The 26,488-nt window shown below is 57.9% G+C and carries 21 protein-coding genes and 1 tRNA gene; 15 read left to right on the forward strand and 7 right to left on the reverse strand.

Annotated features, from left to right (window positions below; translation table 11 throughout):
• Window positions 1–6: 6 nt before the first annotated feature.
• Window positions 7–465, forward strand: coding sequence for a hypothetical protein (locus tag ADB08_RS09895; protein WP_224783785.1), 459 nt, complete (start codon window positions 7–9; stop codon window positions 463–465).
• On the opposite strand, the gene ADB08_RS09900 is transcribed toward ADB08_RS09895, so the two are convergent.
• Complete coding sequence (locus tag ADB08_RS09900) at window positions 462–1,793, reverse strand: PQQ-binding-like beta-propeller repeat protein (protein ID WP_049172833.1); 1,332 nt, start codon at window positions 1,791–1,793, stop codon at window positions 462–464. The genes ADB08_RS09895 and ADB08_RS09900 overlap by 4 nt on opposite strands.
• Window positions 1,794–1,861: 68 nt before the next feature.
• Window positions 1,862–3,226 (reverse strand): DEAD/DEAH box helicase, encoded by a 1,365-nt coding sequence (locus ADB08_RS09905; protein ID WP_049172835.1) that lies wholly within the window; start codon window positions 3,224–3,226, stop codon window positions 1,862–1,864.
• A 94-nt stretch (window positions 3,227–3,320) separates the two neighbouring features.
• Here ADB08_RS09905 and ADB08_RS09910 point away from each other — a divergent pair, with 94 nt between their 5' ends.
• The 7 genes from ADB08_RS09910 (at window position 3,321) to ADB08_RS09940 (ending at window position 15,637) form a co-directional block, all read left to right on the forward strand.
• Window positions 3,321–3,545 carry a DUF3107 domain-containing protein gene (locus ADB08_RS09910; protein WP_042388469.1) on the forward strand — a complete coding sequence of 75 codons (225 nt, stop codon included), beginning with the start codon at window positions 3,321–3,323 and terminating at the stop codon, window positions 3,543–3,545.
• On the forward strand, window positions 3,545–4,453 hold the full coding sequence (locus ADB08_RS09915) for a DUF3152 domain-containing protein (RefSeq protein WP_049172838.1): 909 nt from the start codon (window positions 3,545–3,547) through the stop codon (window positions 4,451–4,453). Before ADB08_RS09910 ends, ADB08_RS09915 begins: the two co-directional genes overlap by 1 nt.
• A 9-nt stretch (window positions 4,454–4,462) precedes the next feature.
• Window positions 4,463–5,314, forward strand: coding sequence for a TIGR02569 family protein (locus ADB08_RS09920; RefSeq protein WP_048733339.1), 852 nt, complete (start codon window positions 4,463–4,465; stop codon window positions 5,312–5,314).
• A gap of 103 nt (window positions 5,315–5,417) precedes the next feature.
• Window positions 5,418–8,768 (forward strand): ATP-dependent helicase, encoded by a 3,351-nt coding sequence (locus ADB08_RS09925; protein ID WP_239272284.1) that lies wholly within the window; start codon window positions 5,418–5,420, stop codon window positions 8,766–8,768.
• A 2-nt stretch (window positions 8,769–8,770) separates the two neighbouring features.
• Window positions 8,771–12,265, forward strand: coding sequence for an ATP-dependent helicase (locus ADB08_RS09930; protein WP_048733333.1), 3,495 nt, complete (start codon window positions 8,771–8,773; stop codon window positions 12,263–12,265).
• A 115-nt stretch (window positions 12,266–12,380) separates the two neighbouring features.
• Entirely contained in the window at window positions 12,381–13,448 is a 1,068-nt protein-coding gene (locus tag ADB08_RS09935) for a potassium channel family protein (RefSeq protein WP_016422233.1), read from the forward strand.
• 119 nt (window positions 13,449–13,567) lie between these two features.
• Complete coding sequence (locus tag ADB08_RS09940) at window positions 13,568–15,637, forward strand: ATP-dependent DNA helicase UvrD2 (RefSeq protein ID WP_065421676.1); 2,070 nt, start codon at window positions 13,568–13,570, stop codon at window positions 15,635–15,637.
• Window positions 15,638–15,663: 26 nt separating this feature from the next.
• Here the strand turns inward: ADB08_RS09940 and ADB08_RS09945 are convergent, their stop codons facing one another.
• Window positions 15,664–16,467 (reverse strand): TOMM precursor leader peptide-binding protein, encoded by an 804-nt coding sequence (locus tag ADB08_RS09945; protein WP_049172932.1) that lies wholly within the window; start codon window positions 16,465–16,467, stop codon window positions 15,664–15,666.
• A 200-nt stretch (window positions 16,468–16,667) separates the two neighbouring features.
• Between ADB08_RS09945 and ADB08_RS09950 the strand changes: the two genes are divergently transcribed.
• Window positions 16,668–17,198, forward strand: a complete 531-nt coding sequence (locus tag ADB08_RS09950) for a YgjP-like metallopeptidase domain-containing protein (RefSeq protein WP_016422236.1) — start codon at window positions 16,668–16,670, stop codon at window positions 17,196–17,198.
• A 4-nt stretch (window positions 17,199–17,202) separates the two neighbouring features.
• Here ADB08_RS09950 and ADB08_RS09955 read toward each other — a convergent pair whose 3' ends face one another.
• Window positions 17,203–18,705: a zinc-dependent metalloprotease gene (locus tag ADB08_RS09955; protein WP_049172845.1), complete on the reverse strand. Its 1,503-nt coding sequence runs from the start codon at window positions 18,703–18,705 to the stop codon at window positions 17,203–17,205.
• 139 nt (window positions 18,706–18,844) lie between these two features.
• On the opposite strand from ADB08_RS09955, the gene ADB08_RS09960 reads away from it, so the two are divergent.
• On the forward strand, window positions 18,845–19,918 hold the full coding sequence (locus tag ADB08_RS09960) for a YlbL family protein (protein WP_049172847.1): 1,074 nt from the start codon (window positions 18,845–18,847) through the stop codon (window positions 19,916–19,918).
• A gap of 38 nt (window positions 19,919–19,956) precedes the next feature.
• On the opposite strand, the gene ADB08_RS09965 is transcribed toward ADB08_RS09960, so the two are convergent.
• From ADB08_RS09965 to ADB08_RS09975, 3 genes are all read right to left on the reverse strand, one after another.
• Entirely contained in the window at window positions 19,957–21,384 is a 1,428-nt protein-coding gene (locus ADB08_RS09965; RefSeq protein WP_048733326.1) for an alanine/glycine:cation symporter family protein, read from the reverse strand.
• 69 nt (window positions 21,385–21,453) lie between these two features.
• Window positions 21,454–21,879, reverse strand: a complete 426-nt coding sequence (locus ADB08_RS09970; protein WP_049172850.1) for a fluoride efflux transporter FluC — start codon at window positions 21,877–21,879, stop codon at window positions 21,454–21,456.
• Window positions 21,876–22,295: a fluoride efflux transporter FluC gene (locus tag ADB08_RS09975; RefSeq protein WP_224784093.1), complete on the reverse strand. Its 420-nt coding sequence runs from the start codon at window positions 22,293–22,295 to the stop codon at window positions 21,876–21,878. Before ADB08_RS09975 ends, ADB08_RS09970 begins: the two co-directional genes overlap by 4 nt.
• Window positions 22,296–22,577: 282 nt before the next feature.
• Between ADB08_RS09975 and pgm the strand changes: the two genes are divergently transcribed.
• From pgm to ADB08_RS10000, 5 genes are all read left to right on the forward strand, one after another.
• Window positions 22,578–24,233 carry a phosphoglucomutase (alpha-D-glucose-1,6-bisphosphate-dependent) gene (gene pgm / locus ADB08_RS09980; protein WP_049172852.1) on the forward strand — a complete coding sequence of 552 codons (1,656 nt, stop codon included), beginning with the start codon at window positions 22,578–22,580 and terminating at the stop codon, window positions 24,231–24,233.
• A gap of 54 nt (window positions 24,234–24,287) precedes the next feature.
• Window positions 24,288–24,728 carry a MauE/DoxX family redox-associated membrane protein gene (locus ADB08_RS09985; RefSeq protein WP_016422243.1) on the forward strand — a complete coding sequence of 147 codons (441 nt, stop codon included), beginning with the start codon at window positions 24,288–24,290 and terminating at the stop codon, window positions 24,726–24,728.
• A gap of 144 nt (window positions 24,729–24,872) precedes the next feature.
• Window positions 24,873–25,604, forward strand: coding sequence for a DsbA family protein (locus tag ADB08_RS09990; protein WP_016422244.1), 732 nt, complete (start codon window positions 24,873–24,875; stop codon window positions 25,602–25,604).
• A gap of 175 nt (window positions 25,605–25,779) precedes the next feature.
• Window positions 25,780–25,855 (forward strand) — tRNA-Ala (locus ADB08_RS09995).
• 135 nt (window positions 25,856–25,990) lie between these two features.
• On the forward strand, window positions 25,991–26,425 hold the full coding sequence (locus ADB08_RS10000) for a pyridoxamine 5'-phosphate oxidase family protein (RefSeq protein ID WP_016422245.1): 435 nt from the start codon (window positions 25,991–25,993) through the stop codon (window positions 26,423–26,425).
• The last annotated feature ends 63 nt before the right edge of the window (window positions 26,426–26,488 follow it).

The following is a 26,488-nucleotide window of genomic DNA, read 5'->3' on the forward strand; positions in this document are numbered from 1 at the left end:
TAGGGCGTGAGTAACCAGAAAAACAGCAGCAATGCGCCCAAATCGCGTACTACCGACCAGCTTGCGGCAGCCGACGGGCCGATCGCCGCACCTCAGGTTGTTATGGTCGGTGCGTGGATTGGTGTCGCCGAATGTGCCCTCGGTCTGGGCTACGGGATCTTCCTTCTCATTCGTGATTTGATGGGGTACCGCGACGAGGCCGCGGTCATTTCCGGTTGGGGTACCGCGCTGTGGTTCCTTCTCATTTTCGGCGCTGTTCTCGCTGGTGCGATTATGTTGCTGCGTGGCGCCCGATGGGGGCGCGGGCCGATCATTATGCTCAACCTCTGCTTGCTGGGCGTGGCCTATTACATGTTCCGCTCGAGCGCTTTTCTGCTCGCTCTACCGACGGCGGCAGCTTCAATTGCTGCGCTGGCCTGTATGTTTAGTCCGAAGGCGATTGATTGGGCTGCCCGCTCTTTCTAAGCTTCGATGGCGAACGCGTCGACTGACTCACCGCGCTGAACTAGTAGCGTGTCACCGACAACCGCAAGGCGCACGGGCACTTCCGGCTTGTCCGCATTATTTGCTTGAGTGGACTTCGCAGCTGCAGGCAACGGGAGTGTGCCGATAATCTCCAGAGTCTTGGCATTCAATACCGCGACTCCGTCAGTGACTGGCATGAAAACATGCTCACCCCATGGAGCTGGGGTTCCTGTGGCCTCAGGAAACTCGAAATCCGGCGCCAGGGTGCTCGGGCGGAAGCCCAGTAAACCACGCGGCGACCACCACGTCATGTGATGGGGAAGATCCGTCGTAAAAGGCGCACGCGGGGCATCGCCGTCGGAGTTAGCTTCCGCCGGTGCTGGGCGCAGGGTAGTCTCATCCAGCGCCAATTCAGTCAGCATCGTGCCGTCCATACGAAAAACTCGGATGCGATTGTCTGACAGTACCGCCGCCGTGTCCTGGCCAATCGATACCAGCGACATATCTGCAGTTGCCGGACCAAGGTCAATATCGCTCTTGACCTCCGGCTTCCGAGATTCCTCCGGATTTGCCGCCTGCATGACCAGGCGTCCGTGACCATCGCAGTTGTTTACGAGGGCCAGCAGCTCCACGCGCGTGAGCGCACTGATAATCGAACACTCCGGATGCGGCTGCATCTTCGGTTCTGGAGACGCTGGAATCTTGCCGTACTCGACTACTCGGACCAGGTCAGAGCGCCACAGCTCCAGGAATCCAGAGTCGTAGACACCCGCGTATGAGTTCGAGCGCACGGCGGCAGGGCTGTCAGCCGCAATCGATTTACGGGTCGCGACATACTGCCCCGAGTCGGGCTTGAGTGCAACGGTCTCACCGCAGCCAGCTGCCCCACGAAAAGTCGCGAAAACTTGGCCATCACTGCCCGAGAGCGCACAAAGCGGAATATCTCGTCGATAGTGCCAGCGCTCCGTGCCGTCGTTAAGCGAGATAGCACGCACGCCCCGGTCCTCAGCAACGATGAGGGAGTTGTCCATCACCAGTGGCGCCGGGGAGATGGTGTGCGTGCTTGTGCTTGCCGACGATTCGGTGGACCACACCGGCCGGAGAGTATGTGGCATTGCCTCCGGATCGTTCGCGGCCGGGGCTTGCGCTGTGCTGCTCGTCGGTGCCGTGGATTCAGTGCGATCGACCTTACGAGCCGGAGAAGCGACCCATGTCCAACCGACGACTAGCACTACGGCGATGATGAGAACTACTGATGCGATTCGATTGCGGCGCAGTCGGGTCTCTGCAGTGGTGGGCTCAGCGTTGGCTTGTGGTGACTGCAGCACGGTTGGAATGTCCTGTCGACGAGTGGTCGTGGCGAGAGGTGAGGTGGGGAGTTGGCACGCGCAGCGGCCTAGCTGCGACGATGAGAATTGGAGTGGCCGTCCCGCTTTGAGCTTCGTCCTTGGCCGCGATTGCGATGATGAGACTGTGAGCGGTTGTTTCGCGGGCCTCTTCCGCCACGCCCGCGAGGTGGCCGGGAACCCAATACCGGGCGGGCTGGCCCGACCTTCTCATCGATCCCCTCGGGGATGTCTAGAGCTTCGGCGAGCTCGGGGGAGGTGGAAAACCACGTCGGAATCTCGGCCATGTCCAGGTCGAGAGCATCTGAAATAGCCTTCCACTTTGTGGTTTCATCCCAGCCGACGAGCGTAACGGCGACACCGCTGTGTCCCGCGCGGCCGGTGCGGCCGATGCGGTGGACATAGGTCATTTCGTCATCGGGCACCTGGTGGTTGATGACGTGGGTGACATCGTCGATATCGATACCGCGAGCCGCGACATCGGTTGCGACCAGGACGTCGACGTCGCCATTGCGGAACGCCGTCAGCGAGCGCTCACGTGCAGGCTGGCCCATATCGCCGTGGACGGCGGTGACCAGGAAGCCGCGCTCGCCGAGCTGCTCAGCAACCGAGGCGGCGCCGCGCTTCGTGCGAGCAAAAATGATGGTGCGACCACGATCGTTGGCTTGCAGGATGCGGGCAATGACCGAGACCTTATCCATCTGGTGCGATTGGAAAACAATCTGTTTAGTGGTCTCGTGGACTGTGGCCTCTTCCTCGCCTGATTCGGCGCGGATGTGCACCGGGCGATTCATAAAGGTACGTGCGAGAGTCAGAATTGGGCCCGGCATTGTTGCCGAGAAGAGCATGGTCTGACGTTCATCTGGCACCGCAGCCAGAATCTTCTCGATGTCCGGCAGGAAGCCCAAGTCGAGCATCTCATCGGCCTCGTCGAGAACCAAAATCTTTACGCCTGACAGCTCTAGATTATTGCGCTGGTAAAGATCGATGAGACGGCCGGGAGTACCGACGATGATGTCCACACCGCGGTCTAGCTGTTCAATCTGTTCCTCATAGGGGCGGCCACCGTAAATAGTGCACACACGCAGATTGGTTGAGTGCGCAGCGCGGGCCAAATCCTCGCCGACCTGCACACATAGCTCACGGGTGGGGACGATGATGATTGCGCGGGCAGTGCCATCCGGTTCTGGAATGCGGGCGTCATCAAAGACGCGGTCAATAAGGGGGACACCAAAACCAAGAGTTTTTCCCATGCCAGTACGGGCTTGGCCGATAATGTCCGTGCCGTCGAGTGCCAAGGGCAGCGTCAGTTCCTGGATTGCAAATGTGCGGGTGATTCCTTCGTCGGCGAGTGCGTCGCAGATTTCCGCGGCGACCCCCAATTCGACGAATGTCGGGGACTGGGACTCTGCCACGGCGACTCCTTTGCTGTTTGTAACCTCACGTGACACGACGGCTTAATCGGTCTCTCTAATCCTAGCCGCTTTGGGAATGGTTATGATGTCACCTATGGACATCACTATTGGATTTGCAGACAATACGCGTGAGCTGAACATTGAAAACGTCGCTGGTGGTGAGGAGGTCAAGGCTGCGATCTCCCAGAAGCTGGCTGCTGGCGAAGGTGTGATTGAGCTCAGCGACGGCGCTGGTCAGGAGTACCTGATTAATGCTGACAAGGTCGCCTACGTCCGTACCGGTAATAACGCAGACCGTAAGGTTGGCTTCTTCGCCTAATGACGCAAGAACCCTTTCTCGTACGCATTGCAAGGAGTTGGGGGTGGCGAGCCTATGCCATCCCTGTACTTGTGGTGCTCACAGTCATCATTCTCTTCGACATCTTCACTGCTGAAGATGATTCTTCAGGTTCCGGCACTGGCACTGTCGCCTCGCAGAGTGGCAATGGTCGCCCTGGTCCGGTGCCCGGTGAGGGATACGGTGATGGTTACGAGGGAGGGCAGTTGCCACCCGGTCCGGCCTTTGCCACGGAACCCTCGGGAAATTTTAAAGATGTCACCGTGGCGCATCCCCGTGTTGGGGAGGGGCGCGACAATGCGGTCAGGTATTCCGTGGAAATTGAAGACAACATTGATGTTCCTTCGATTGGTGGCGAGCGCGCCTTTGCAGAGACGGTGAACTCGATTCTGGCCGATCCACGTGGCTGGACAGCTAATCCAGATTTTTCTTTCGAGGCAGTGCCTCGCGACCAGGATCCGACGATTGTCGTGCAGCTTTCCGCGACTGGAACCGCACATCAGCTGTGCGGCAACACCTTGGGAATGGAGACCTCCTGTTACCTGTCTGGGCAGCGGGAAGGTGAGCCTGGGCGCGTGGTCGTCAGTATCGCCCGGTGGGTTCGAGGTGCCCTGCCTTTTGAGGGGGACCTGGGATTGTATCGCCAATACCTTATTAATCACGAGGTTGGTCACGGACTTGGGTACGCGGTTCACGAGCCCTGTCCGAGGGACGGCGGTATCGCGCCAATCATGATGCAGCAGACCCTGAGCGTGTCGAACGATGAACTGCACAAAATCGACAGCAGCGAGGTCTATCAGGTCGATGGTAAGACGTGTTCTGTCAACGGCTGGCCGTACCCATTTGGGGCGGACGACGATACGGCCGCACCGACTCAGAAAGCAAGGTAGTAGCAGATTATGATCGCCACTCCTCCCGACCGTGTTTTAGAGGCCTTTGGTGCCGAGGGCGAGCCGCATCGTGCCGGGCGAGCTTGGGACAATGGCTGGGTCTACGACGATTCCATTGTCCTTTCGCCGGTACATAATTCGGCGCAGGCGCTGTGGTCTGCAAAGGTTCGCAGTGCGCTAGATGTCGATGGCGTCCGAGTGGCGAAATCTGTGCGTACCAGTGACGGCCGCTTGGTTATTGCTGGGTGGCAGGCTCGTCATTTCATCCCGGGGGGATTCGCGCCACGTGCCGATGAAACCATTGTGGCCGCTGGTCGCGTGGAAGAGTCGCTTGCCAGTATTGAACGGCCACAGTTTCTCCTTGATAAGGAGCCCGATTACTTCGTCATGTGTAATCGCGCAGCTTGGGACTCTGACCCAATCGGCATCCTCGAGCAGCTTCTCGACGCGGATAGCGTCCCCCGCGCCGATTGTGCCGAGGCTCTCACGATCTCCGGTGATCTTCTCCAGCTGCGGGCAGAGATGGTTGTGCCAACGGAGCTTCTGCAGGTCTGTCACGCAGACCTCGTCGGCACGCTGCTTTACGACGGCACGGCCGCCCCGGTTCTCACCGATATCGTGCCAGCGTGGCATGTCCGTGGTTGGACAGCTGCCTTGGCGGCAGTGGATTGCCTGTCCATGATGGGGGCTGATGAGGAGCTACTGCGGCGCTTCGATCACCTGCCGGATTTCGGTCAGTTGCTCGTTCGTGCGATGTGTTATCGACTTTTTGTCCACGCTGTTAGTCCAGAATCGCAGCCGAGTGCGTATCGCGGTCTGTTCCGCGCGGCTTCGCTAGTTCGCGCGTTTGTGTCTAAGTAACGCCGGGCAGTATTTACGGGAGTTTTTGGGGCGGGGGTATTGTTCTCCTTATTTCGAATGGGTGTTCGAGTATCGGTCCGGAGGTTGTGCCACAATGGTGCACATGAACGTAGATGGAATGCCGAAGGTTCGGTTCGTCCAGGAGGAACCTCCTCGTCGTCGGCAGTGGTTGGGTACTGCGGTAGAGGCGCTTTTCCCTTCCCATAATCAGGCGCTCGTGGTAGAGAACAAGCTTGTAAACCAGTCTGTTGTGCGCGTTTTAGGCGGCCCAGGGACTGGAAAGAGTTCGCTGCTGGCAGATCTCGCGGTGGACTACATGCAGGCGGGCATTCCGGCGGACAGCATTTTGGTGGTGTCACAGTCAAAAGAGGCCGCTGCGGAATTGAGGCGGGATATTGACAGGCGTTTTTCCTCTGAACTGGGGGAAGGTGGTTCGGTCGGGGCAGGTCAAGGTGGCATGGTGCGTGCCGTGCATTCGCTTGCCTATGCAGTAGTACGTGATGCCGCTGTCAGTCGGGGAGAGCCTGAACCATCGTTGACCACTGGTGCACGCCAAGATGCTGTCGTGCGGCAACTTTTGGCCGGACATGCGGAAGATGGTGGTGCGTATTGGCCAGAGCGGTTGCGCCCGGCTCTTCCGTTAGTCGGTTTTTCCCGTGCGGTTCGTGACTTTCTGCTGCGTGCAGCTGAGCGGGGGATTGACGCCCCGAGGCTTCAGCAGCTCGGCGTGGACTATGGCATTGAGTCGTGGTGTGCGGCTGGCAAGTTTATGGCGGAGTATCAGCAGACTATGCGGTTGGCGTGGGAGCCCAGCCTGAACGCTGCAGAGATTGTCTCTGCGGCATTGATGGAGCTGGATACAGACGCGCAAGCACTGGCTCGGTGGGGAAAGTCGGTGGTGCTGGTCGATGATGCTGAACACCTATCCCCGGAAGCTGCGCGTCTTGTGGATCGGTTTGTGTCGCAGGCGGCCGTAGCCGTCATTACTGGTGATGAAGATCAATCGGTATTCCATTTCCGCGGTGCTAATAATGACTATCTCCGGGGGACTGGTGAGGTCGAGTACAAGGCAATCCACTTGCAGCAGTCTTACCGCTGTAACGCTGATATCGCGGATTTAGTCAACGCAGTTTCTCAGCGCTTGCCTAAGGCGCCTGCATACCGTGGCATTGTCGGTTCAGTTGGAGCACAGGAAGCTCGTGAATCCGAAGTTGGAAACAACAGCGATACCGTCGCAGCGGAAAACTCGTACGCAGCTAAAAGTGCAGTAAAAATAGCTATTCATCCTTCTGAACGTGCACAGCGAGCCACAGTCGCGGACTACTTCCGGCGCCTTCATATTGACGAGGGAGTGGCATGGAAGGATATGGCGGTCATCGTCCGGTCCGGTGCAGGGGAGTCCTCTCTGTTCCGTGCGTTGTCGCGTGCGGGTGTGCCTGTGCAGATTGACCCAACGGACATCGTGCTAAGTCATCAGCGATTGGTGCGAGCGCTGATGGTGGCGTTGCGGGCAACTATGAACCAGCTCGATGACGTGGAGTGGGACGAGTTCCTCTCCGGCCCATTGGTCAACATGGATCCGATTGTCAAAGAGCGTCTGCTGCGCGGAATCCGGAAGGCCGACCTGTTCGGCGGGGCCGCGATGACTCAGCTCATCGGAATCTTGAAGGCAGAGGGACTCACAGCTGAACAGCTGGAGCTTATTGAGTCTCTGTCGCAGCGTGAACGTCAGGCGCTGCAGGTGCCGCTGGATCTGTTGAGCGCAGCTCGTGAAGCGTTGCGCGATGGTGTGGAAGCAACTTTGTGGGCAATTTGGCAGTCCACTGGTTTGGCAGACCATCTGGTGGCGGCATCGTTGCGCGGCGGTACAGCTGGCGCATCGGCTGACCGCGATTTGGATGCTGTGATGGCACTGTTCGACTTTGCTGGTGACCGTGTGGAGCTGAATCCAAAACTGACGGTTGACGGTTTTATCGCTTCTGTGGAAGAGCAGGAGCTGCCCATCGGCGCACGTGACCGTAGCGGGGTAGAGCGCGATGCCGTGCGCATTCTCTCAGCCCATGCGGCTCTGGGCAGGCAGTGGAAAGCAGTAGCGGTTGTCGGAGTCCAGGAAGGCCAGTGGCCCAGCCTCGGTGTGACTGGCTCGGTGATGAAGCAGAACGAGTTCATCGGTCTCGTCGATCACGGAATTGAGCCGCGGGAGTACATCAATTCCATGGCGGATGCGCTGGCGGAGGAACGTCGTTTGCTGCACGTCGCGGTATCACGGGCGAGCGACAGGGTACTGCTGACCGCAGTCGATTCTCCTGACGATGTTGGAGTTCCCAGTCCGTTTATTATCGAGCTCGTTGAAAAGCTCGGTAATTCGGTGACGGAGCTGGCGAAACAATCGGAAGCCTCGTCGTCTGCGAACGGAGTCGGGGCTACGGCTAATGAAGTAAACGCCGGCAATCCGGATGTTGCAGAGGCAGAAGATGTCGCATGGGCCGGTGAAGGCCTGCCACGGGTGCTCTCTGTGGAGTCACTGCTGGCAGAACTGCGTGCAGCCGTTGTGGACGATGCGGAGACTGAGACGCGGCGTCGACAAGCTGCACGTCAACTCGCGCGATTGGCGCAGGTTGAGGTTGCTGGCGCACATCCAGACACCTGGTGGGGGCTCCGTGCACCGTCGACTTCGAAGCCGGTAAATGACAAGAAGCCGATGAGGATCAATCCCTCCAAGGTGGAAGCAACCCTGAGTTGTCCGTTGAAGGCCATGTTGGATAAATCAGCACCGACATCGGCCATGTATCTGGGCTCTCTACTGCATCAGGCGGTAGAAGCAGTCGCGAAGGGAGTGACTGTGCCTGAGGCTCAGTCTGAGATCCGGCGTGTTTTTGGGGACCTGTCCGATGATCCGGAGTGGCGTAAGCGTACTGAGGAAGAGACCTGGTTGACCGGGCTGGAGGATTGGCAGCGGTGGATTGAGACTAAGAAAGATATCGGAACCGAGGTCCCAGTAAATGTCAACATCAACGATGACATCGTGATTGTCGGACGAATCGACCGGTTGATTGAAGACGCTGATGGTGCAGTTCAAATCGTCGATATCAAAACCGGTAAGACAGCGCCCTCCGGTAAAGAAGTAGAAGGACACGCACAGCTAGCTACATATCAACTAGCGCTGTCGAAGGGGAAGCTCGTTGAAAGCGGAGATGGGCTCGCTGTGGACAACGGCGAAGGCATTGAACAATCTGGGGCATACCTGGTATTTCCGCGAAAGTCACACAATAAGACCATTATCACTAGCCGAGAACAGTCAAAGCTCACGGAAGACAAGTTGGCTGACTGGGAGCGTCGCGTGGAGCAGGTAGCACGTGCGACGTCTGGCCCGCGTGCCTTGGCGCTCGCTGGTGATCATTGCAAGTTCTGCACGCTTTCGAAGGCGTGCCCGGCAGCAGAAGGGAATCGGTAGTCATGTCGGAGGAACGAACCATCATTGATCCCGTCACCCTGTCGGAGATGATGGGGCAGGACTTTCCGCCCACTCCGCAACAAGCGGCGGTAATCGGTGCACCGATGGAACCAATGCTTGTTGTCGCCGGTGCCGGTGCTGGTAAAACAGCGACAATGGCTGCCCGTGTCGTGTGGTTGGTCGCCAACGGCTTTATCCGCCCAGAAGAAGTTCTAGGTTTGACCTTCACCAGGAAGGCAGCGCGCGAGCTCGGCGTCCGTATCCGCCAACAGCTGAATGCGCTTGCTTCCTCCGCTGCATTTCGTGCACAAGCTTCACCAGAGGTATTAGCAAGCCTCGAGGTCATTGCCCCAACCACGCTTACTTACGATGCTTATGCCTCTGAAGTCGTGAGCAATTATGGTCTTTTGCTGCCGACGGAGCCGGGGGTCACCATTATGGATGGCGCGACGCAGTGGCAGTTGGCCTGGGAAACAGCTCGCAATGTGACCGAAATTGATGTCGATATTGCACCATCAACGCTGGCTAGTCGCATTATTGAGCTGGGGTCGAACATCGACTCAAACTTATCTACCCCGCAGGCGATTCGCGAGGAAACCGAAGCGTTCATCAGCAATATTGAGCAGACCCCGCAGAAGGGTAAACGCGAGGGACTAATTGGCGATCTACAGGGCATCGTCGATAAGCAGCGGGAGAGATTAGAGATTTTGCCGCTGGTAGAGCAGGTTCGAGCTCGGTGCAATGAAGAAAATGTCGCCACCTTCGGTATGCAGATGGCTCGGGCGGCCCGGCTAGCCACCGACTTCGCGGAAGTCGGGGAGGAGGAGCGGCGTCGCTTTAAGATCATCATGCTCGACGAGTACCAGGACACGTCGCACACACAGCGGCTGTTCCTGCGTGCGCTGTTCTCCGGTGGTTGTGTCACCGCTGTCGGCGATCCGATGCAGGCAATTTATGGCTGGCGAGGAGCAACGGCCGAAAACCTTGTGCAGTTTGTCAATGATTTTCCGCGGTCGGATGGGCAGCCAGCGGAGAAAAAGCAACTGACCATTTCTTGGCGAAACCCGCAGTCAGTGCTGCAGCTTGCTAACGCAGTCTCCGACCGTGCTTTTGCGGGGCAGGCTCGTACGGTAGAGGCACTGGATGCAGGGCCAAAAGCAGGCCAGGGCGAGGTGCAGCTTGCTTTCACTGCAACCGGTGAGGAAGAAGTTGCATACATCGCAGATTGCATGGAGGCGCAATTACGCGAATGTGAAGCAGCTGGCAACAAGCTCGATGCCGCCATCCTGGTTCGGACAAATGCTGAATCGGCTGTCTATTTAGAGGCACTGTCTGAGCGGGGTGTGCCTGCAATCATTGTGGGACTCGCTGGATTGCTGCACTTGCCCGAGGTCATGGATATCACCTCGGTGATGAAGATATTGGTCGACCCCAGTTCAGACCCGGATGCTCTGCGTCTGCTGCTCAGCCCACAGTTCAATTTGGGTGCCGCGGACGTGGAGGCACTTCGCACTCGTGTAGACCAGCTGGCAATGGCAGGCAAGGACGAGTTGGCCCGAAAGAAGGGCAATGTCGAAGAGACTTCAGACTCCTCACCGCTTTCCCAGCTCGCTCGCCAGTATGACAAGCTCGTGGAAGATGCCGAAGCAGCATCGTCTGCGGTGGGGTTGGGGCACGCCATCGCCGACCCGGATATTCGTTTTTACGACGGCACCCCGCTGGCGCGCGGCAGTGTGGAAAAAAATGGGCGGTTGGTCTGTAGCGAGTCACTGAACTACACAGATGAAGCAATGGTGCGCATCGCACAGTTGGGTGCAAGCCTACGAAAACTACGCCGGTTCTCGCTGAATAAGCCTCTGCCGGAACTGGTCGAGGACATCGCTACTGAGTTTGGAATTCGCGTAGAAGCAGCGGCTGGACAGTACGGTTCTGCTACCGCGATAACCAGGCCGACAACCGCACATCTGGATAGGTTTGTCGATATCGCTGCGACGTATTCTCAAAATATCTCGGACGATGTGACAGGGTTTTTGAACTATCTGGAATTCGCTGTCGAACACGATGATGGCTTGGAACGGGCACCTATGAACATGCCGGAAAACTGTGTCCAAATCATGACTATGCACAAGTCAAAGGGCTTGGAGTGGGAAACGGTTGCTGTTCCGGGCATCACCACTAGCAAGTTCGACAGAGTTGATTTGTCATCGTGGCTCACCAATTCAGTTCAGCTTCCTCCTGGCGCAATTACTCAAGTGGATCCGCTAACGGCTAGTGCAGAAACAACAGAGGATGCAACGCAGCTTGCAGCAGGCGATTGGGCTCCTGTCGCTGATTCTGTCGATAGCAACGCCCCCGAACTGGACATATCAGGCACCGATAACCAGACCGACCTCAACAAGGTGATCAAAGCCTACAAGGAAGAGCTGCGAGAAGTGGAGAGGGAAGAAAAACAGCGCCTCTTCTACGTTGCCATGACTCGCTCCGCGAAAAAGCTCATTGTCACTGCAAGCAGGCGGCCTAATCCGAGCTTGAAGAAACCCACCGACGTGTCGGCGGACTTCGCAGCCATCGCCACTCAATTCAGTGACTATGTGGTGTCGTGGACAGATGGGGAGGACCCTGAGGTAGAGGACACTGAAGTCGATTTGGACTGCGACACTGCGGTTGATGGGGTGGTCTGGCCCGTCGATACCCTGGGCAACCGCCGAGATAGTGTGCAGCGAGCAGCCGAAAGCGTCATGCGCTACATGGGCGAAGACCAGGATGAGCGCCCCATTGCAGGTGACCTGTCTGAGGTATGGGAAACGGAAACGACCATTCTCGTGGATGAAATCCTTCGAGCTAAGGCCGCGGAGATTCATCTACCAATGCCGACAAGCATGTCCACTAGCGAATACCAAGCGATGATTGCGGATCCGGTCGCGTTTGCTCGTCGGAAAGCACGCCCGGTGCCGTTTAAGCCAAACCGATTCGCGCGCCGAGGTACGGCATTCCACGCTTGGTTGGAGAATCGCTTCGGTGCACACAGTCTGCTGGACGATGAGGATCTCTTCGGGGATCAACTGGATGACTTCCTCGGCACAGAGCAAGTCGCGTCCGAACGCGAACTGGAGAAATTGAAGGCGAATTTCGAGGCATCTGAGTGGGCTGACCGCACGCCAACGCATGTAGAGGTGCCGTTTGAAATTGCCATCGGGCAGAGGCGGGTCGTCGGCCGAATCGACGCGGTGTTTAACGACAACGGGAAGTGGAGCGTCATTGACTGGAAGACAGGCCAGATGCCGCGCGGAAAGGAAAGGGAAGTAGCGGCGCTACAGCTGGCGATTTACCGCCTGGCGTGGTCGGATAGGCTGCGCGAGATGGGAATGGAAACTGCCCCCGAAGACATTGAAGCCGGGTTCTTCTACGTTTCGGCAGGACGGACGCTAATACCAGATGAAGCGCTACTGCCAAGCAGGATAGAGTTAGACAGGAAAATGCGCGAGCTGATTGGATAATCATCTACGTATGTAACTGCCGCGTGGCCGTGGCCAGTTATCCAGGTGAAAGCAGCAGTTTGTATGCGCTATTTTTCACCGGGAGGAATTTTCATGAAAGGCAGGCGAGGAGCGGTTGCGTAATCCAATTCGGAAATCTTCGGGATACGAAACCGGGCTCAATGATCTTCCCGGGCATGCACTGCTGGGAGTCATTGGCCTGCCTGAGTCCGCGCCGAAGAATCCTTGGCGGCTAATCATACGTCGTTTGAACTACGCCGTATTTTTGCTGCTGATTGCATCCGTCGTGGTTTACTACGACCGCAACGGATATACGGAGCCTCTCACCTTCATCGATGCGGTGTATTACTCGGCTGTCAGCCTGTCGACGACGGGCTACGGTGACATCACGCCGGTGACACAGAGGGCTCGATTACTCAATATTTTGATCATTACGCCACTGCGTGTGGCCTTCCTTGCTCTCTTGGTCGGTACTACTCTGACCGTTTTGACCCAAGAATCTCGGAAAACCCTGCAAATTCAGCGCTGGAGGAGACAGTTGCGCAACCACACCGTCGTTATCGGATACGGCACCAAGGGTCGTTCTGCCATTGCAGCTCTTCTCGCGGACGGCGTAGATCCGGCAGAAATCGTTGTCATTGATACGGACAAGGAAGCACTCGACCACGCTTCGAATCAAGGCTTGGCGACGGTGCATGGGTCGGCTACTAAATCCGATGTGCTGAAGTTAGCTGGTATTCAGCGTGCCCGCTCTATAGTCGTTGCACCGAACAAAGATGACACAGCGGTGCTGGTCACGTTGTCGGTCCGTGAGTTGGCGCCGGGTGCCTCAATTGTGGCCTCGGTGCGTGAATCAGAAAACCGCCACTTGTTGACGCAGTCAGGAGCAGACCAAGTGGTTATTTCTTCTGAAACCGCCGGCCGAATGCTGGGGCTGGCCACGGTGACTCCTTCGGTGGTTGAGATGATGGAAGACCTCCTGAGCCCGGATGAAGGATTCTCTGTTGCAGAGAGGCTGGTCACCGAAGAGGAAATCGGTGCCAGCCCACGGCACCTCGCGGATATTGCACTCGGCGTGGTGCGCTCGGGTGAGCTGTACCGAATTGATTCACCGGAGTGTGAATCGGTGGAGCCAGGCGACCGGCTGCTGTACGTCCGCCGTGTCTACAGCAATGACGAATAGCACTCGACCAGTTTAAAAATGGGGTCTAACAACTTTTGACTTACTCAGAGGCGGATGTGAACGAGCCGGATTATCTAGCTGGGCTGGATCCAGACCAGCGCGAGGCAGCAACGGCTCCGATGGGGCCGGTGTGCATTCTTGCTGGAGCCGGTACAGGTAAGACCCGAACAATTACTCATCGCATCAAGTACCTCATTGACCAGGGGTTTGTGCAGCCGCAGAAGGTATTAGCGGTGACATTTACCTCGCGTGCAGCAGGGGAGATGCGCGATCGCCTGGCAAAGATGGGAACGCCTGGAGTCCAGGCGCGTACTTTCCACTCGGCAGCTCTTCGCCAGCTGCGCTACTTCTGGCCCCAAGTCGCCGGTGATATGCCCTGGCAGCTGTTGGATGACAAGAAATTCCGTGTCGTCGCCCAAGCAGTACGCCGGGTGGGCCTGGACACCTCCAAGGAAACGATCCGCGATGTCATGGGCGAGATTGAGTGGGCGAAGGCCACTCTGGCCGGTGCGGATCAGTACCAGGCCGCGTTGCGGCAACATGGGCGCACGGCGCCTCTGTCTGCGGAAAAAATTGTCGATTGCTATCGCGCTTACGAGGACATAAAAACCACTCCTGACGGGCTATTGCTTGACTTCGACGACCTGCTCATCCACACCGCCGGTGCGATGGAGAATTCCCGTGCAGTGGCGGAGGAATTCCGCAACCAGTATCGGTGCTTCGTCGTCGATGAGTACCAGGATGTCACCCCGTTACAGCAGCGAGTTCTCAACGCCTGGCTGGGAGACCGTGACAACCTCACAGTTGTCGGGGACGCCAACCAGACGATTTACTCCTTCACAGGGGCGACTCCGCAGTACCTAATGAACTTCTCTCGGGACTACCCGGAAGCCACAGTGGTCCGCCTGCAGCGGGACTACCGATCGACCCCACAGGTCGTCGAGCTGGCCAACAATGTCATCGGCCGTGCGCAGGGGCGTATCGCCGGTTCGCGGCTGAAGCTGATTGGGCAGCGTGAAGACGGGCCGGAGCCGACTTTTAACCAGTACGACGATGAGCCGATGGAAGCTCGCGCGACCGCGCGCAGCATCAAGCGGCTTATCGACGCGGGAACGCCGGCATCGGAGATTGCCGTTTTGTACCGCATCAACGCACAGTCCGCAGTCTTTGAGCAGGCTTTGTCCGAGGTAGGAGTCGCCTACCAGGTTCGTGGCGGGGACGGTTTCTACCAGCGTCCCGAGATCCGCGATGCCATCGCCGCACTTGTGCGAGTTTCCCGTTCCTCACGGACCGTTCCGACATTGCAGGGCACGAATCTATTGGATTTGGTCAAGCAGGTTTTCGCGGGTCTTGGCATGACTGACCAAGAGCCGGAAGGCACTGGTGCCAGGGAACGTTGGCAGTCACTGCGCGCCCTATTCGACCTGTGTAAGGACATCGTTCATGCCAACACCGAGGTCAATATCCAGGCGCTCCTCGGCCAATTGCACACTCGGCAGCAGGCCAAGCATCCGCCGACGCTGGATGGCGTGACGTTGGCTAGCCTGCATGCAGCCAAGGGGCTGGAGTGGGATGCGGTGTTCCTCGTTGGGCTTATCGACGGTTCGCTGCCTATCCAACATTCGCTGAATAAATTCGACCGATCTCCTGCACAGGGAGCGGAAGCCATCGAAGAAGAGCGCCGTCTGCTCTATGTCGGCATTACTCGAGCCCGTGAACATCTGGAGCTATCTTGGTCATTGTCGAGGACAGAAGGCGGCCGCAGGTCACGTCGCCGCACACGATTCCTCGATGAACTCGACATTGATGTCTCTGACTACTCGGCGGAGGCACAGCGAAGCTCAAGGAGCTCTAGTTCCCGTGGTAAGCGTCAGCAGTCCAAACAGTGCAAGGGCTGCACTAAGCCATTGCACACCGACGCGGAGCGGATCTCAGGGCGCTGTGAAGAGTGCCCGGTCAGTGCGGATCCTGCGCTACTGGAAGCATTGCGTGCATGGCGCCTGGAAATGTCGAGAGAAATGACTGTCCCCGCATTCGTGATCTTCTCCGATGCGACCCTTCTGGCCATCGGTGAGCAGCAACCGACTACGCCGGAGGAACTTCTGCAAATTCCCGGAATTGGAGAAGCGAAGCTCAATCATTTCGGCGAAGGCATCTTGGGAATCGTCAATTCTTTTGTGAATTCCTAGTCAGATTCTGCTCAAGGCACTTCGAATTACATGAACTGCATCTGCGAGTTGCCATGACCACACACTGGGCACTGCGGGTGGGGAGCAACCGTAGTGCGGGTGATATCGAGGCTTTCCAAATCTATGCGCACCTCTGTCGCACATAGATCTGAGAGGTCCGGTCGCCGCAGCTGCCCAACCAACAGCGGCACCGCTGTGTTCAGCCATTCCGGTGCGGTCACGGGCGTAAAAGTGCGAAGCTGTAGCGCAATCAGTGCCCGGACGGGGTCGCGGTCTCGTCGATAAGCTTCGAAACACATCGAGCAGGGGCCTTGACCTGGCTGAACAAGCGGCCCAAGAATCAGTGCTCCATCGCGGAAATGCGTGTGCAGATGCTCAATTCCACGATGAAACAGAGCGCGAACCAAGGGCATGCTCGGTACTTCCATGCCCGTGACCACCGCGAGCCCGATGTCTTCCGGCGTGGATTGAGATATCTTCAGCGTCGCATTGCGAGTGGGCGACATTGCCGTCGTCCAACTACCACAACCCGTGCGACGAAGCTCTTTTAAAAGTCCAGTGCGCAAACTGTCCCGACCGATCAGTGTAATCCTCCGCCGTGTCGGTGGTTTTTGGACCAGTGCGGCTCGGTGAAGGTCGGAGATAAGTGCGGTAATGAACTGCGGTGACAGTTTGTCGTGACTGTCAGCAAAGGCCTCGCTTAAGGTGCTACCTCTATGAGCTGCAAGAAGTGCCGAGAAGACAGGCCCCGGCGGGGTGCCGTCGGAAAGCGGCAGAATCATGCTGCGCTCCGGTTCCACGCCGAACTGAATCCGCGCGCCTGGGCGCATGACAATCGGTATCTCCGGCCGCAGCGCGTAGTCCGTGGTAGGCGCGGCAAGCGTTTGTGCTGCGGGTGCGTCCGAACCTATTACGCCAGCCGTACCATCCCGCCCCCGAGACGTATCCCTGTATTCCCCCATAAAAATATCTTTTACCCCGGGGCCAGCTTTTACGCAATCGCAGCGCAGAGCATATACGCTTAAAAAGCATGAGCACCAAGCGACCTGAGTACGGCCCGGATGTTGAGGTTCGGCGCTCGAAGCGCCGCCGCCGTACTGTGTCCGCCCGCGCGGAGGGAAACCGGATCATTGTCATGGTTCCGGACGATCTCAGCGCCGCTGCGGAAAAACAGCAGGTCAATGAAATTGTTGCGCGAGTGCGGAAGAAAGTTGGCAGCAACCTGGATAATTCCGAGCTGGAGCGCCGCGCACGGCTGCTCTCTCGTACGGTGCTGGAAGATCGCCCGCGGTTCGAGTCAATCAAATGGGTCAAGAACATGTCGCGCAGGTGGGCATCCGTCACCGGCGGTGTCGATAGTCCTGGGCGCATTCGCATTTCGCACAGGCTTGCCGACGTCCCGGGGTACGTCCTCGACGACGTCATTGTGCACGAACTGGTGCACACTTTCGTCGACGGTGGTCATACCGAAGAGTTTTGGTATTGGGCGGCAAAAGCCCCGTACCACGAACGGGCACGGGGCTATTTAGAGGCGTATCAGCGCTGGGGAACCCAGAGCTAACTCGCTACTTATCGTCGTCGGCGTCGCCAGAATTGTCCTCGTCGGCGTCACTGTCGTTGCCGTCAGCCGCGCGCTTTTCGGCTTCTTTGCGCAGCTGCTCTTCAAGCTCTGCGATCGGGTCGAAGTCATCGTTTTCCGAGCCGCCAAGAACCGAGTCAATAAAGGCCGCGGGTTCATCCAAATCTTCTGCTACGGGCAGGAAGTCCGGGTGATCCCAGACCTTGTCACGTCGCTCGATGCCCACAGCGGTGGTCAGGCGGTGCCACAAGTTGGTTGCCTCACGCACCTTGGGGGAGCCGAGGTCAATGCCGGTGGCCTTCTCCAGCGCCTGCTCAGCACCTTCGGTGGCGCGGCGACGACGCCAGGCTTCATCCAATTGTGCGGCACCCGGTAGACGCTCACCGAGGGCATCGGTGACAACCATGTCCACCCACCCTTCGACCAGTGCTAGCAGCGTCTGGAAACGAGTACGAGCATTCTCGTTGCGAGAACGAATCTTCGGACTCAGATCCATATTTTGCAGCTGACTCATAGCCTCCTGCATACGCTGCGGATCCTGCATGTTCTCAATATCCAGACCGCGAGCGGCCTCTTCGATCGCGGAGTAGTCGATGACGATGCCAGCGGCGTACTCCTCGATAGAGGAAATCATGCGTTCAGCCAGCCATGGCACGCGGTCGTAAAGACGTTGGTGTGCAGCTTCGCGGGCAGTGGCGTAGATAAACAGATCGCGCGCTGGAACCTCGAGTTCCTCTGCGAGAGCAACTAGATGTGTTGGCAGCAGTACCGCCGCACCAGTGGTGTGTAGCGGCAGCCCGAGGTCAGAACCAGTCAGGCTCGTCTGTGCCAATTCAGCCAGCGCATTCCCTAGCTGAGTACCGAAACTCATCGAGTTCATCTGGCGCATGATGCCCAGCATCGGGCCCATCATCTCGCGAGCTTCCTCTGGAACGCCCTCGAGGGAGGCATCACTCATGCGGCTGGCGACGGGATCGACAAGGCGAGTCCATGTCGACTTGGTGTTCTCCAACCACTGCAGGCTATTCCACGCTTCTACGCGGTTGACACCAGCGGGAAGGGAGGTGACGTCATCTAGCCACAGTTCGGCCAGGCGCAAGGAATCAGCCAGCGCCTCGCGGGCCGAGTCCTTCACCGGAGCTGGGTTACCAAGACGGGTCCGCGCAACGCGCTCGGCCGCGTCGTAGTTGACAGGGCCAGAGTTAGACTCCTGGAATCGCTGCCCCATGCCGGAGAACATCTCGCCGAACTGGTTGAGAATATCGCCCAAGTTCGGCTGTTCTCCTTTGCCAGAGGAGCCGCTGCCGGGCTGCCCGGGGCCGCCGAAACCGAAGCCACCGGCGCCGCCCATGCCACCGAAGGGAAACCCGAAGAAACCGAAAGGACCGCCCTGGCCGCCCTGACCGCCCTGGCCGGAGTCATTGTTGCCAGCGTCGTCACGATCGTCATCATTGTCGTTCGGACCAAAGCCAAATCCGTTAGAACTCATGCTCCCACCGTACCGGGCAATGACCCGCGTGAGTACTTAAAAGCACCACTTTATTGGCAACTTCGCGCCCAGCGAACAGACACGGACAAGATTCATCAGGTGTCCAGTAGGCAGATAGCGAGAATGTAGGGTGTTATTTGTGAATCGTCGTACCCAAACTCTTGTTGCGGGCGCTGTGCCCATCGCCGCGTTGGCAACTGTGCTTTCGTTGCCAACGCTGACAGTGCCCTATGCCGCGCAGGGGCCTGGCCCGGTCTTCGACGTCCTCAGCGATGTCGAGGGAAAGAGCATTATCTCAGTCAGCGGCAGTGCTGCGGACTCCGAACGCTCTAAGGGCACGCTGGATATGACAACCGTCGCAGTCAGGCATAACCTGACATTGCCGCAGGTCATTGGCCTGTGGTTCGATCGTGACAACGATATCGTCCCCATTGAGGCGGTATTCCCTCCGGGCCAGAGCCAGGACGAGGTGGAAGAGGAGAACAAGGCTGCATTCACCGAGTCGGAGGCCAACGCCACCTCCGCTGCGCTAGCCCATCTCGGGTTGCCGATGGAAGTCACCGTCGCCTACACAGTGCCGGATAGTCCTGTCGATGGGCGACTGCATGAAGACGATGTGATTCTCGCCGTGGATGGGGTGGCCGTAAGCAAGCCTGAGCAAGTCAAGGCGATCATTGCCGGACGCAACCCGGGCGATACTGTCACGTTGAGGGTCAAGTCTGCGACCGTCGACAAGCAGAAGACTGCTAAGGGCGAGGACTCTGACCCCGAGAAAGCCGTCGATATTTCTGTGACACTGGCGGAAAACCCGCATCAGAAGAATGCCGCGCTGCTCGGCGTTGGGATGGGGGCGCAATCCGCGGACGACACCAAGGTTGAGTACCAGCTCAGCGGCATTGGAGGTCCGTCGGCGGGTCTCATGATGACGCTCGGAGTGATTGACAAGCTGAGTCCAGGCGATCTGACCGAGGGGCAGGACCTCGCTGGCACCGGCACTATTGACGCTGCCGGCAACGTGGGCGAAATCGGTGGCATTACACACAAAATCTCGGCCGCCCGAGATGAGGGCGCCGAGATGTTCTTCGTGCCGGAAGGCAATTGCGCAGAAGCGGTGACTGCCGACCGAGGCGATATGAAATTGGTAAAGGTCTCTGTGCTTGACGACGCGCTTGCGGCAATCGAAAAGCCGGAGACCGCGCAGACCTGCTCGTAGTTTTTGCCGTAGTCCCTACGAGCAGCTGCTAGTTTCAGCTAGTTCTTGCTGAAGGCCTCGAAGTTTTGCTGAGACTGCCATTTATCAATCTCTGCAGCCGTTGCGCGCAACTGCGGGTCAAATTTGAGGTAGGCCTTTGTCTCGCGCGCAATGAGCCCGGACAGGACAATCAGACCGATGAGGTTCGGTAGCGCCATCAGACCGTTGAGAGCCGAGGCGACGGACCAGACGGTTTCCAGATGAGTAACAGCGCCGACGAAGACTACGCAGGTGAAGACCGCACGGTAGAGACCGGTGCCGCGGCGACCGACCAGGGACTCGAAGGCGCGCTCACCGTAGTAGGACCAGCCCAGCATGGTGGAGAATGCGAAGAAGACAACCGACAGCGTGACGATTGTGCCACCCCAGTGGCCAGGCAGACCGCGGGAGAATGCCTCAGCAGTCAGAGCGCCAGTGTCGACGTTGCCATCCTGCCAAACACCGGTGCTGATGATAACCAGGCCGGTGAAGGACACGACGATGATGGTGTCAATGAAGGTCTGAGTCATGGAGACCAGACCCTGACGAACCGGGTGAGTGGTCGATGCGGCGGCAGCGGCGATAGCACCGGAACCCAGGCCCGACTCGTTGGAGAACAGGCCGCGGGCAACACCCATCTGCAGGGCGAGAATGAGCGTGGAGCCTGCGAACCCACCAACGGCCGCGGTGCCGGTGAAAGCATCGGTGAAGATGAGCTTGAAGGTCTCGGGCAGCGCCGAGACATTGGCGACGAGCACCCACACGGCCGCACCGATGTAGAGCACAATCATCATCGGCACAAAGCCGGCGGTGATGCGGCCAATCGACTTAATGCCACCCATCAGCGCCGCACCTACCAGGATGAACATGATCATGCCGGAGAGCGTCGGATCGATGTCGAAGCTGTTTTCCAGGTTCGAGGCCACGGCATTGCCCTGGGTCAGGTTGCCGATACCAAACGCTGCCAGCGCAGCAAAGACGGCGAAGAGAATACCCAGCGTCTTACCAAAACCATTCGGGATGGCCTTGCGCAGGTAGTACTGCGGGCCACCGGACTGTTCGCCAGCTGCATCGACCTGACGGTACTTCACACCCAGGAATGCCTCGGAGTACTTCGATGCCATACCAAGCAGGCCGGTCACCCACATCCAGAACAGCGCACCGGGTCCACCCAGGCCGATCGCGGTAGCGACACCGACAATGTTGCCGACACCGACTGTTGCCGCGAGAGCCGTCGCAAGCGCCTGGTAGTTGGTGATATCTCCCTCGGCGTCTTCGTCGTTACGGTCGATGAGTCCGAGGCGCAGTGCCGGGCCGAGTTTGACCAGGTGAATTGCACCCAGGCGAATGGTCAAAATGATTCCGGTGCCGATCAGCGCGGGGATCAGGAGATACGGACTCCAAATAAAACTATCCGCCGCTGAGGCAAAATCGCTGAAGCTTTCCATGCTGTGGAACTTTACTGGTAGAAAGCCTAAATTCGATCATTAATTTCTCAGAAAATGATTATTGTGCTACTAATTCGCCACAAGTGGGGGTAAACACATTCCGACGAAAGCAAAAACTATTCCGCCAATCAGTGTGAGAGCAAGGTACCCACATGCCCTCCAAAAGTGTTGGTTCTTAAGGCGTACGATCTCTCCGGCGAGTGTGGACCACGTCGACAGGCCGCCGGCGAAGCCAATCATTACCGTCGCATAGGCCAGAGCAGGCGTCATGCCATTGCTTATCGACGTTCCCCGCGACCACACCACAGCAGCGACACCGGCGACGAAGCAGGCAATCATATTCGCGGTCCACGTTCCGGGTAGTTTGGAATCAGCCCACTTCACCGCAAGTTCGGCCAGCGCATAGCGCAGCGCTCCACCTACTGCCGCGCCAACTGCGATAGCGAGGATGGCAGAGAGTGCCGAGGAAAAAGAGCCGAGGAGATCGCCGGTCATTCCGCGACCTCCCGTGCGCACTTGGTGCCCAACCAGTAGGCGAGAGGGCAGCACAGCAGATGAATAAGTCCGACGCTCACAATCAGTACGACTGACGTGTCCGCTTGCACCAACAAGAGAATGACAAATGCGGAGAAAGTGGTGAAACCGCCACAAAAGCCAGTACCGCAGAAAGCGGAAAGCCGAGGATTAGCAAACGCGATACTGCTGACCAGGCCGAAGAGAAAGCAGCCCAACAAGTTGATGGCAGTGGTCGAAACTGCGCTAGTTCCCGAGCTCACAATCGCATCGATTGCCGCGCCGAGCAGAAAGCGACTTACCGCGCCAATAGCGGCACCGCCGGCGACAACCAGGGCCATGAGAACCTGCGCCCGTCCTGCTGATGGCAGTTTCGCAACGACAGATTCCTCATTCACGGTGAAAACGCTAGCACAGTGGCGAAAGGGGAGGTAGGCGCCGACAATTCGGAATCTTTCACCAGGAGGTGTTCCCGTCGGCACGCGACAATCTACCTACTGCACCCTATTGCAGGGGCGAGTTTGCCTTACCGAGTGGTTCTTGCCATGCGCGCTGACCCTAAAACGGGGACACTGGGGAAGAGGAAGCGCATTTAAGTCCGGTTTCCCCATTCCGGCCGGCTCGTCGGCGGTGAAATCGGTGGTTGCGCAGTTCGCCGATTCAGCAGGAGGATACCCACAATGGCTCATGAGCGCGCCGGGCAATTGGCCCAGCCATCCGACCTTATCGATGTCGCGGAACTGGTCACTGCTTACTACACAAAGCACCCGGACCCGAATAACCCCGACCAGAAGGTCGTCTTCGGTACTTCCGGTCACCGCGGTTCCTCCCTCGACGGCGCTTTCAACGAAGACCACATTCACGCCACTACTCAGGCAATCGTGGATTACCGCAAGGGCCAGGGCATTGAAGGTCCGCTCTACGTCGGTCGCGATACCCACGGCCTGTCCGAGCCGGCAATGATTTCCGCCCTCGAGGTGCTCACGGCCAACGGCATCACCGTGATGGTTGACGCTCAGGATCGCTACACGCCGACTCCGGCAGTCAGCCACGCGATTCTGACGTACAACCGCGACGTGGAGGGAGGTCCGACGGGGAGTAGCGCCGCGCGTGCCGACGGCATCGTGATTACCCCTTCCCACAATCCGCCACGGGATGGTGGTTTTAAGTACAACCCGCCGACCGGTGGTCCGGCGGACGCGGATGCGACGGACTGGATTGCAGCTCGTGCTAATGAATACTTGGCTAAGGGCCTGGATGGGGTTAAGCGCCAGCTGGTGGATAAGGCCGGAGACCTCGTCGTAAAGCACGACTACCTCAACGCATACGTGTCGGACCTGCCGAATGTTGTCAACCTCGACGCCATCCGTGATGCCGGCGTGCGTATCGGCGCCGACCCAATGGGTGGTGCGTCGGTGGATTACTGGGGCGCAATTGGCGATGCGCATAACCTAAACCTGACCGTGGTCAATCCGCTGGTTGATGCGACCTGGCGTTTTATGACGCTGGATACAGACGGCAAGATTCGTATGGACTGCTCCTCGCCGAATGCGATGGCGTCCTTGATTGGTAACCGCGATAAGTTCGACATCTCCACCGGCAATGACGCGGACTCCGATCGCCACGGAATTGTCACACCGGACGCGGGTCTTATGAACCCGAACCACTACCTGGCCGTTGCCATTGACTACCTCTTTGCGCACCGTCCGGGCTGGTCGCAGGAGACCGCGGTCGGTAAGACGCTGGTGTCTTCGTCGATGATTGACCGCGTCGTTGCCAATTTGGGCCGCAAGCTCGTGGAAGTTCCAGTCGGTTTCAAGTGGTTCGTCCCGGGTCTGCTCGGCGGCACCATCGGCTTCGGCGGTGAAGAATCCGCTGGTGCATCGTTCCTGCGTCACGACGGAACTGTGTGGTCTACCGATAAGGACGGCATCATCCTGGATCTCCTGGCCAGCGAGATCAAGGCCGTGACTGAGAAGACTCCATCACAGCTCTACGCAGAGCTCGCCGATAAGTACGGTGCCCCGGCTTACGCCCGCACCGATGCGGACGCAACCCGTGAGCAGAAGGCAATCCTGAAGAAGCTCTCGCCGGAGCAGGTCAAGGCCGACACCCTGGCAGGGGAGACCATTACAGCCAAACTGACTGAAGCACCGGGCAACGGCGCTGCGATTGGTGGCCTCAAGGTGGTTACGGAGAACGCTTGGTTCGCGGCACGTCCGTCGGGCACTGAAGATAAGTACAAGATCTACGCGGAGTCCTTCAAGGGCGCAAATCATCTGGCACAGGTTCAGGCTGAGGCGCAGGACGTGGTCTCGGCAGTTCTGAACGGGTAATCGGTAACCGTTGGGCTAGCTGTAAACAGTTAGCCTGTACTAACATTTCTATGTATGAAGAATTTCGTAGGCGTGGTGGCACGATTCGGCCTGGCTGCAGTTTGGTTGTACTCGGGTCTTATCAAACTGCTGAACCCGCTGGAATCGCGTCAGGCAGTTCAAGCTTATGAGCTGCTGCCGAGCGATTTGGTGCCGATGGTAGCGGTTGCGCTGCCCGCTTTCGAAGTTATCCTCGGACTCCTGCTGGTATTGGGGCTTTTCCTGCGCCCGGTAGCGGTGTTGTCTGGCGCGCTCTTGCTGGTGTTTATCGGCGGCATTATATCGGCGTGGGCGCGCGGCCTGCAGATTGACTGCGGGTGCTTTGGTGGCGGTGGCTACGACGAGAACGCTGGCCCCGCTACGTATCTGACGGAAATCGCCCGAGATATAGGTTTTCTGGCCTTGGCAGTATTTGTGTACGTATGGCCGTGGAAGAAGTTTGCCATTTACGCCTAGTCCGCTGGCTAGAGGGGAAGCCTAGGGGATAGGCCAGGGGAATGGGGCAAGGTGATGGGGCCTAGCGATGTGGCCTAGCAACCATTTCTGTTTTCTCAGGCGCAATTGTGTCATTGGCAAGAAAACACCGCTATCGTAAGCGGTGTGAGTCAGAAGATTAAGAATCCAAATGAAAAGGGCAGTGGCTTCGTCGTCGGCCTGATTGCTCTTCTTGCTGTCGTTGCAGTTGTTATTGGTGGCGTTATCTACATCGGCCGGTCGCAGCCGATTGAGGGACTGCCAGATGAGGACGTCGACTTCTCCGTCGCACTCGACGGCGATGTCATCCGACTGAGCAAGGACGGCGCCGAAGGGGCTAAAACAGCCACGATTTTTGAGGACTTCTCGTGCCACTACTGTGCTCAGATGAGCGAAGAGGGCCACGATGATGAGCTCAAGGCGCTAAACGACGGCAAGCTTGTCGCTGAATACCGCACGCTGAACTTCCTGGATGGTCAGGAGAAGGAGCAGCGTGACGGTCACTCCACTCGCGTCTTCGCGGTTGCCCGCAAGATTGCTGAGACCGGTGATGCTCGCGCATATTGGAACTTCCGCACGATGATGATGGCTGACCAGCAGAACTCTGTCACGTGGAGCGATGATGAGTTGGCTGACCGTCTGGAGCAGCTCGGTGTTGCTGACGAAATTGTCAGCGAAGTCCGTTCCGGCATCGACACCACCGAGGCTAAGGCAAGCGCAAATGCTAACTTCGATGACCTTGAGAAGCGCTTGGGCAAGGTTTCCTCACCGCACGTCTTTGTCGATGGCAAGGATATTCTGGAGAACATTTCCGGTGATGGCGGACTGGGGCAGTGGGTCAAGGTGGCCCTGCGCTAGGTTCCGTGCACGCTCACACGATTCATCTTCAGTTCATGTTCGGCAGATCTGCTCTAGGGCACTCGGCGAATACGTAAAAGAGTGTTCTACATGCGGATTTGGTGATACATGACAGTGCCATGTAGCCTTTGAGGAGTCCACAGCGGAGGGTGAAAGCCACTTCGATGTTGATTCTGGGGCTATGGCGCAGCTGGTAGCGCACCACACTGGCAGTGTGGGGGTCACGGGTTCGAGTCCCGTTAGCTCCACCAGTATGAAAACCCTCGGTCGAAATGACCGGGGGTTTTCTTGTATCTACCCTGGGGTAGTGTGCTCGCCGTCTACCTCAATGATTGGTAATCCGTATGGCTGTAGCAACTTTGTCTGAACGGTGGAATACTGGGGGTATGGCACACAACGACTCCGTTATTCAGAAACTGTCCACCGAAGAATCCCTTGAGCTGCTGGCTACGCAGACTTTTGGGCGCCTGGTTGTTCGTCGTAAAGACGATATGGATCTTTTCCCGCTGAACTACGTTGTTCATGAGGGGAGCATTTACTTCCGCACTGCCGAGGGGTCGAAGCTCTTTACTGTTTCTCTGAACCACGATGTTCTTTTTGAGGCCGACTTTGTTGACAAGGATGCTCAGAAGGCCTGGTCGGTCATCGTAAAGGGTGACGCAGAGGTTCTCACCTCCCGCGCGGATATTAACGCTGCAGATGAGCTGCCGCTGAAGCCCTGGCTGCCGACGTTAAAGTACAACTACGTGCGCATTACCCCGAACGATGTTTCGGGTCGCCATTTCCACCTCGGGGAGGAGCCGAATCGCTACGAAGTGTAGCGGTGGCATACGGCACTTTTGCTTTACGACGGTGGGGGCTCCGTCGTGAAGCAAAGCTTGTAG

It is taken from the genome of Corynebacterium sp. 239_CJEI, from assembly GCF_001055995.1.
Classification (GTDB): Bacteria; Actinomycetota; Actinomycetes; order Mycobacteriales; family Mycobacteriaceae; genus Corynebacterium; species Corynebacterium jeikeium_D.

Excerpts from the sequence above, each read along its gene's own strand:
- ADB08_RS09970 (WP_049172850.1), bottom strand. The coding sequence starts at position 21,879 with ATGACCGGCGATCTCCTCGGCTCTTTTTCCTCGGCACTCTCTGCCATC.
- ADB08_RS10000 (WP_016422245.1), top strand. The coding sequence starts at position 25,991 with ATGGCACACAACGACTCCGTTATTCAGAAACTGTCCACCGAAGAATCC.
- ADB08_RS09965 (WP_048733326.1), bottom strand. The coding sequence starts at position 21,384 with ATGGAAAGCTTCAGCGATTTTGCCTCAGCGGCGGATAGTTTTATTTGG.
- ADB08_RS09930 (WP_048733333.1), top strand. The coding sequence starts at position 8,771 with ATGTCGGAGGAACGAACCATCATTGATCCCGTCACCCTGTCGGAGATG.
- pgm (WP_049172852.1), top strand. The coding sequence starts at position 22,578 with ATGGCTCATGAGCGCGCCGGGCAATTGGCCCAGCCATCCGACCTTATC.
- ADB08_RS09920 (WP_048733339.1), top strand. The coding sequence starts at position 4,463 with ATGATCGCCACTCCTCCCGACCGTGTTTTAGAGGCCTTTGGTGCCGAG.
- ADB08_RS09940 (WP_065421676.1), top strand. The coding sequence starts at position 13,568 with ATGGGGCCGGTGTGCATTCTTGCTGGAGCCGGTACAGGTAAGACCCGA.
- ADB08_RS09950 (WP_016422236.1), top strand. The coding sequence starts at position 16,668 with ATGAGCACCAAGCGACCTGAGTACGGCCCGGATGTTGAGGTTCGGCGC.
- ADB08_RS09985 (WP_016422243.1), top strand. The coding sequence starts at position 24,288 with ATGAAGAATTTCGTAGGCGTGGTGGCACGATTCGGCCTGGCTGCAGTT.
- ADB08_RS09915 (WP_049172838.1), top strand. The coding sequence starts at position 3,545 with ATGACGCAAGAACCCTTTCTCGTACGCATTGCAAGGAGTTGGGGGTGG.
- ADB08_RS09925 (WP_239272284.1), top strand. The coding sequence starts at position 5,418 with ATGAACGTAGATGGAATGCCGAAGGTTCGGTTCGTCCAGGAGGAACCT.
- ADB08_RS09910 (WP_042388469.1), top strand. The coding sequence starts at position 3,321 with ATGGACATCACTATTGGATTTGCAGACAATACGCGTGAGCTGAACATT.
- ADB08_RS09945 (WP_049172932.1), bottom strand. The coding sequence starts at position 16,467 with ATGCGCCCAGGCGCGCGGATTCAGTTCGGCGTGGAACCGGAGCGCAGC.
- ADB08_RS09955 (WP_049172845.1), bottom strand. The coding sequence starts at position 18,705 with ATGAGTTCTAACGGATTTGGCTTTGGTCCGAACGACAATGATGACGAT.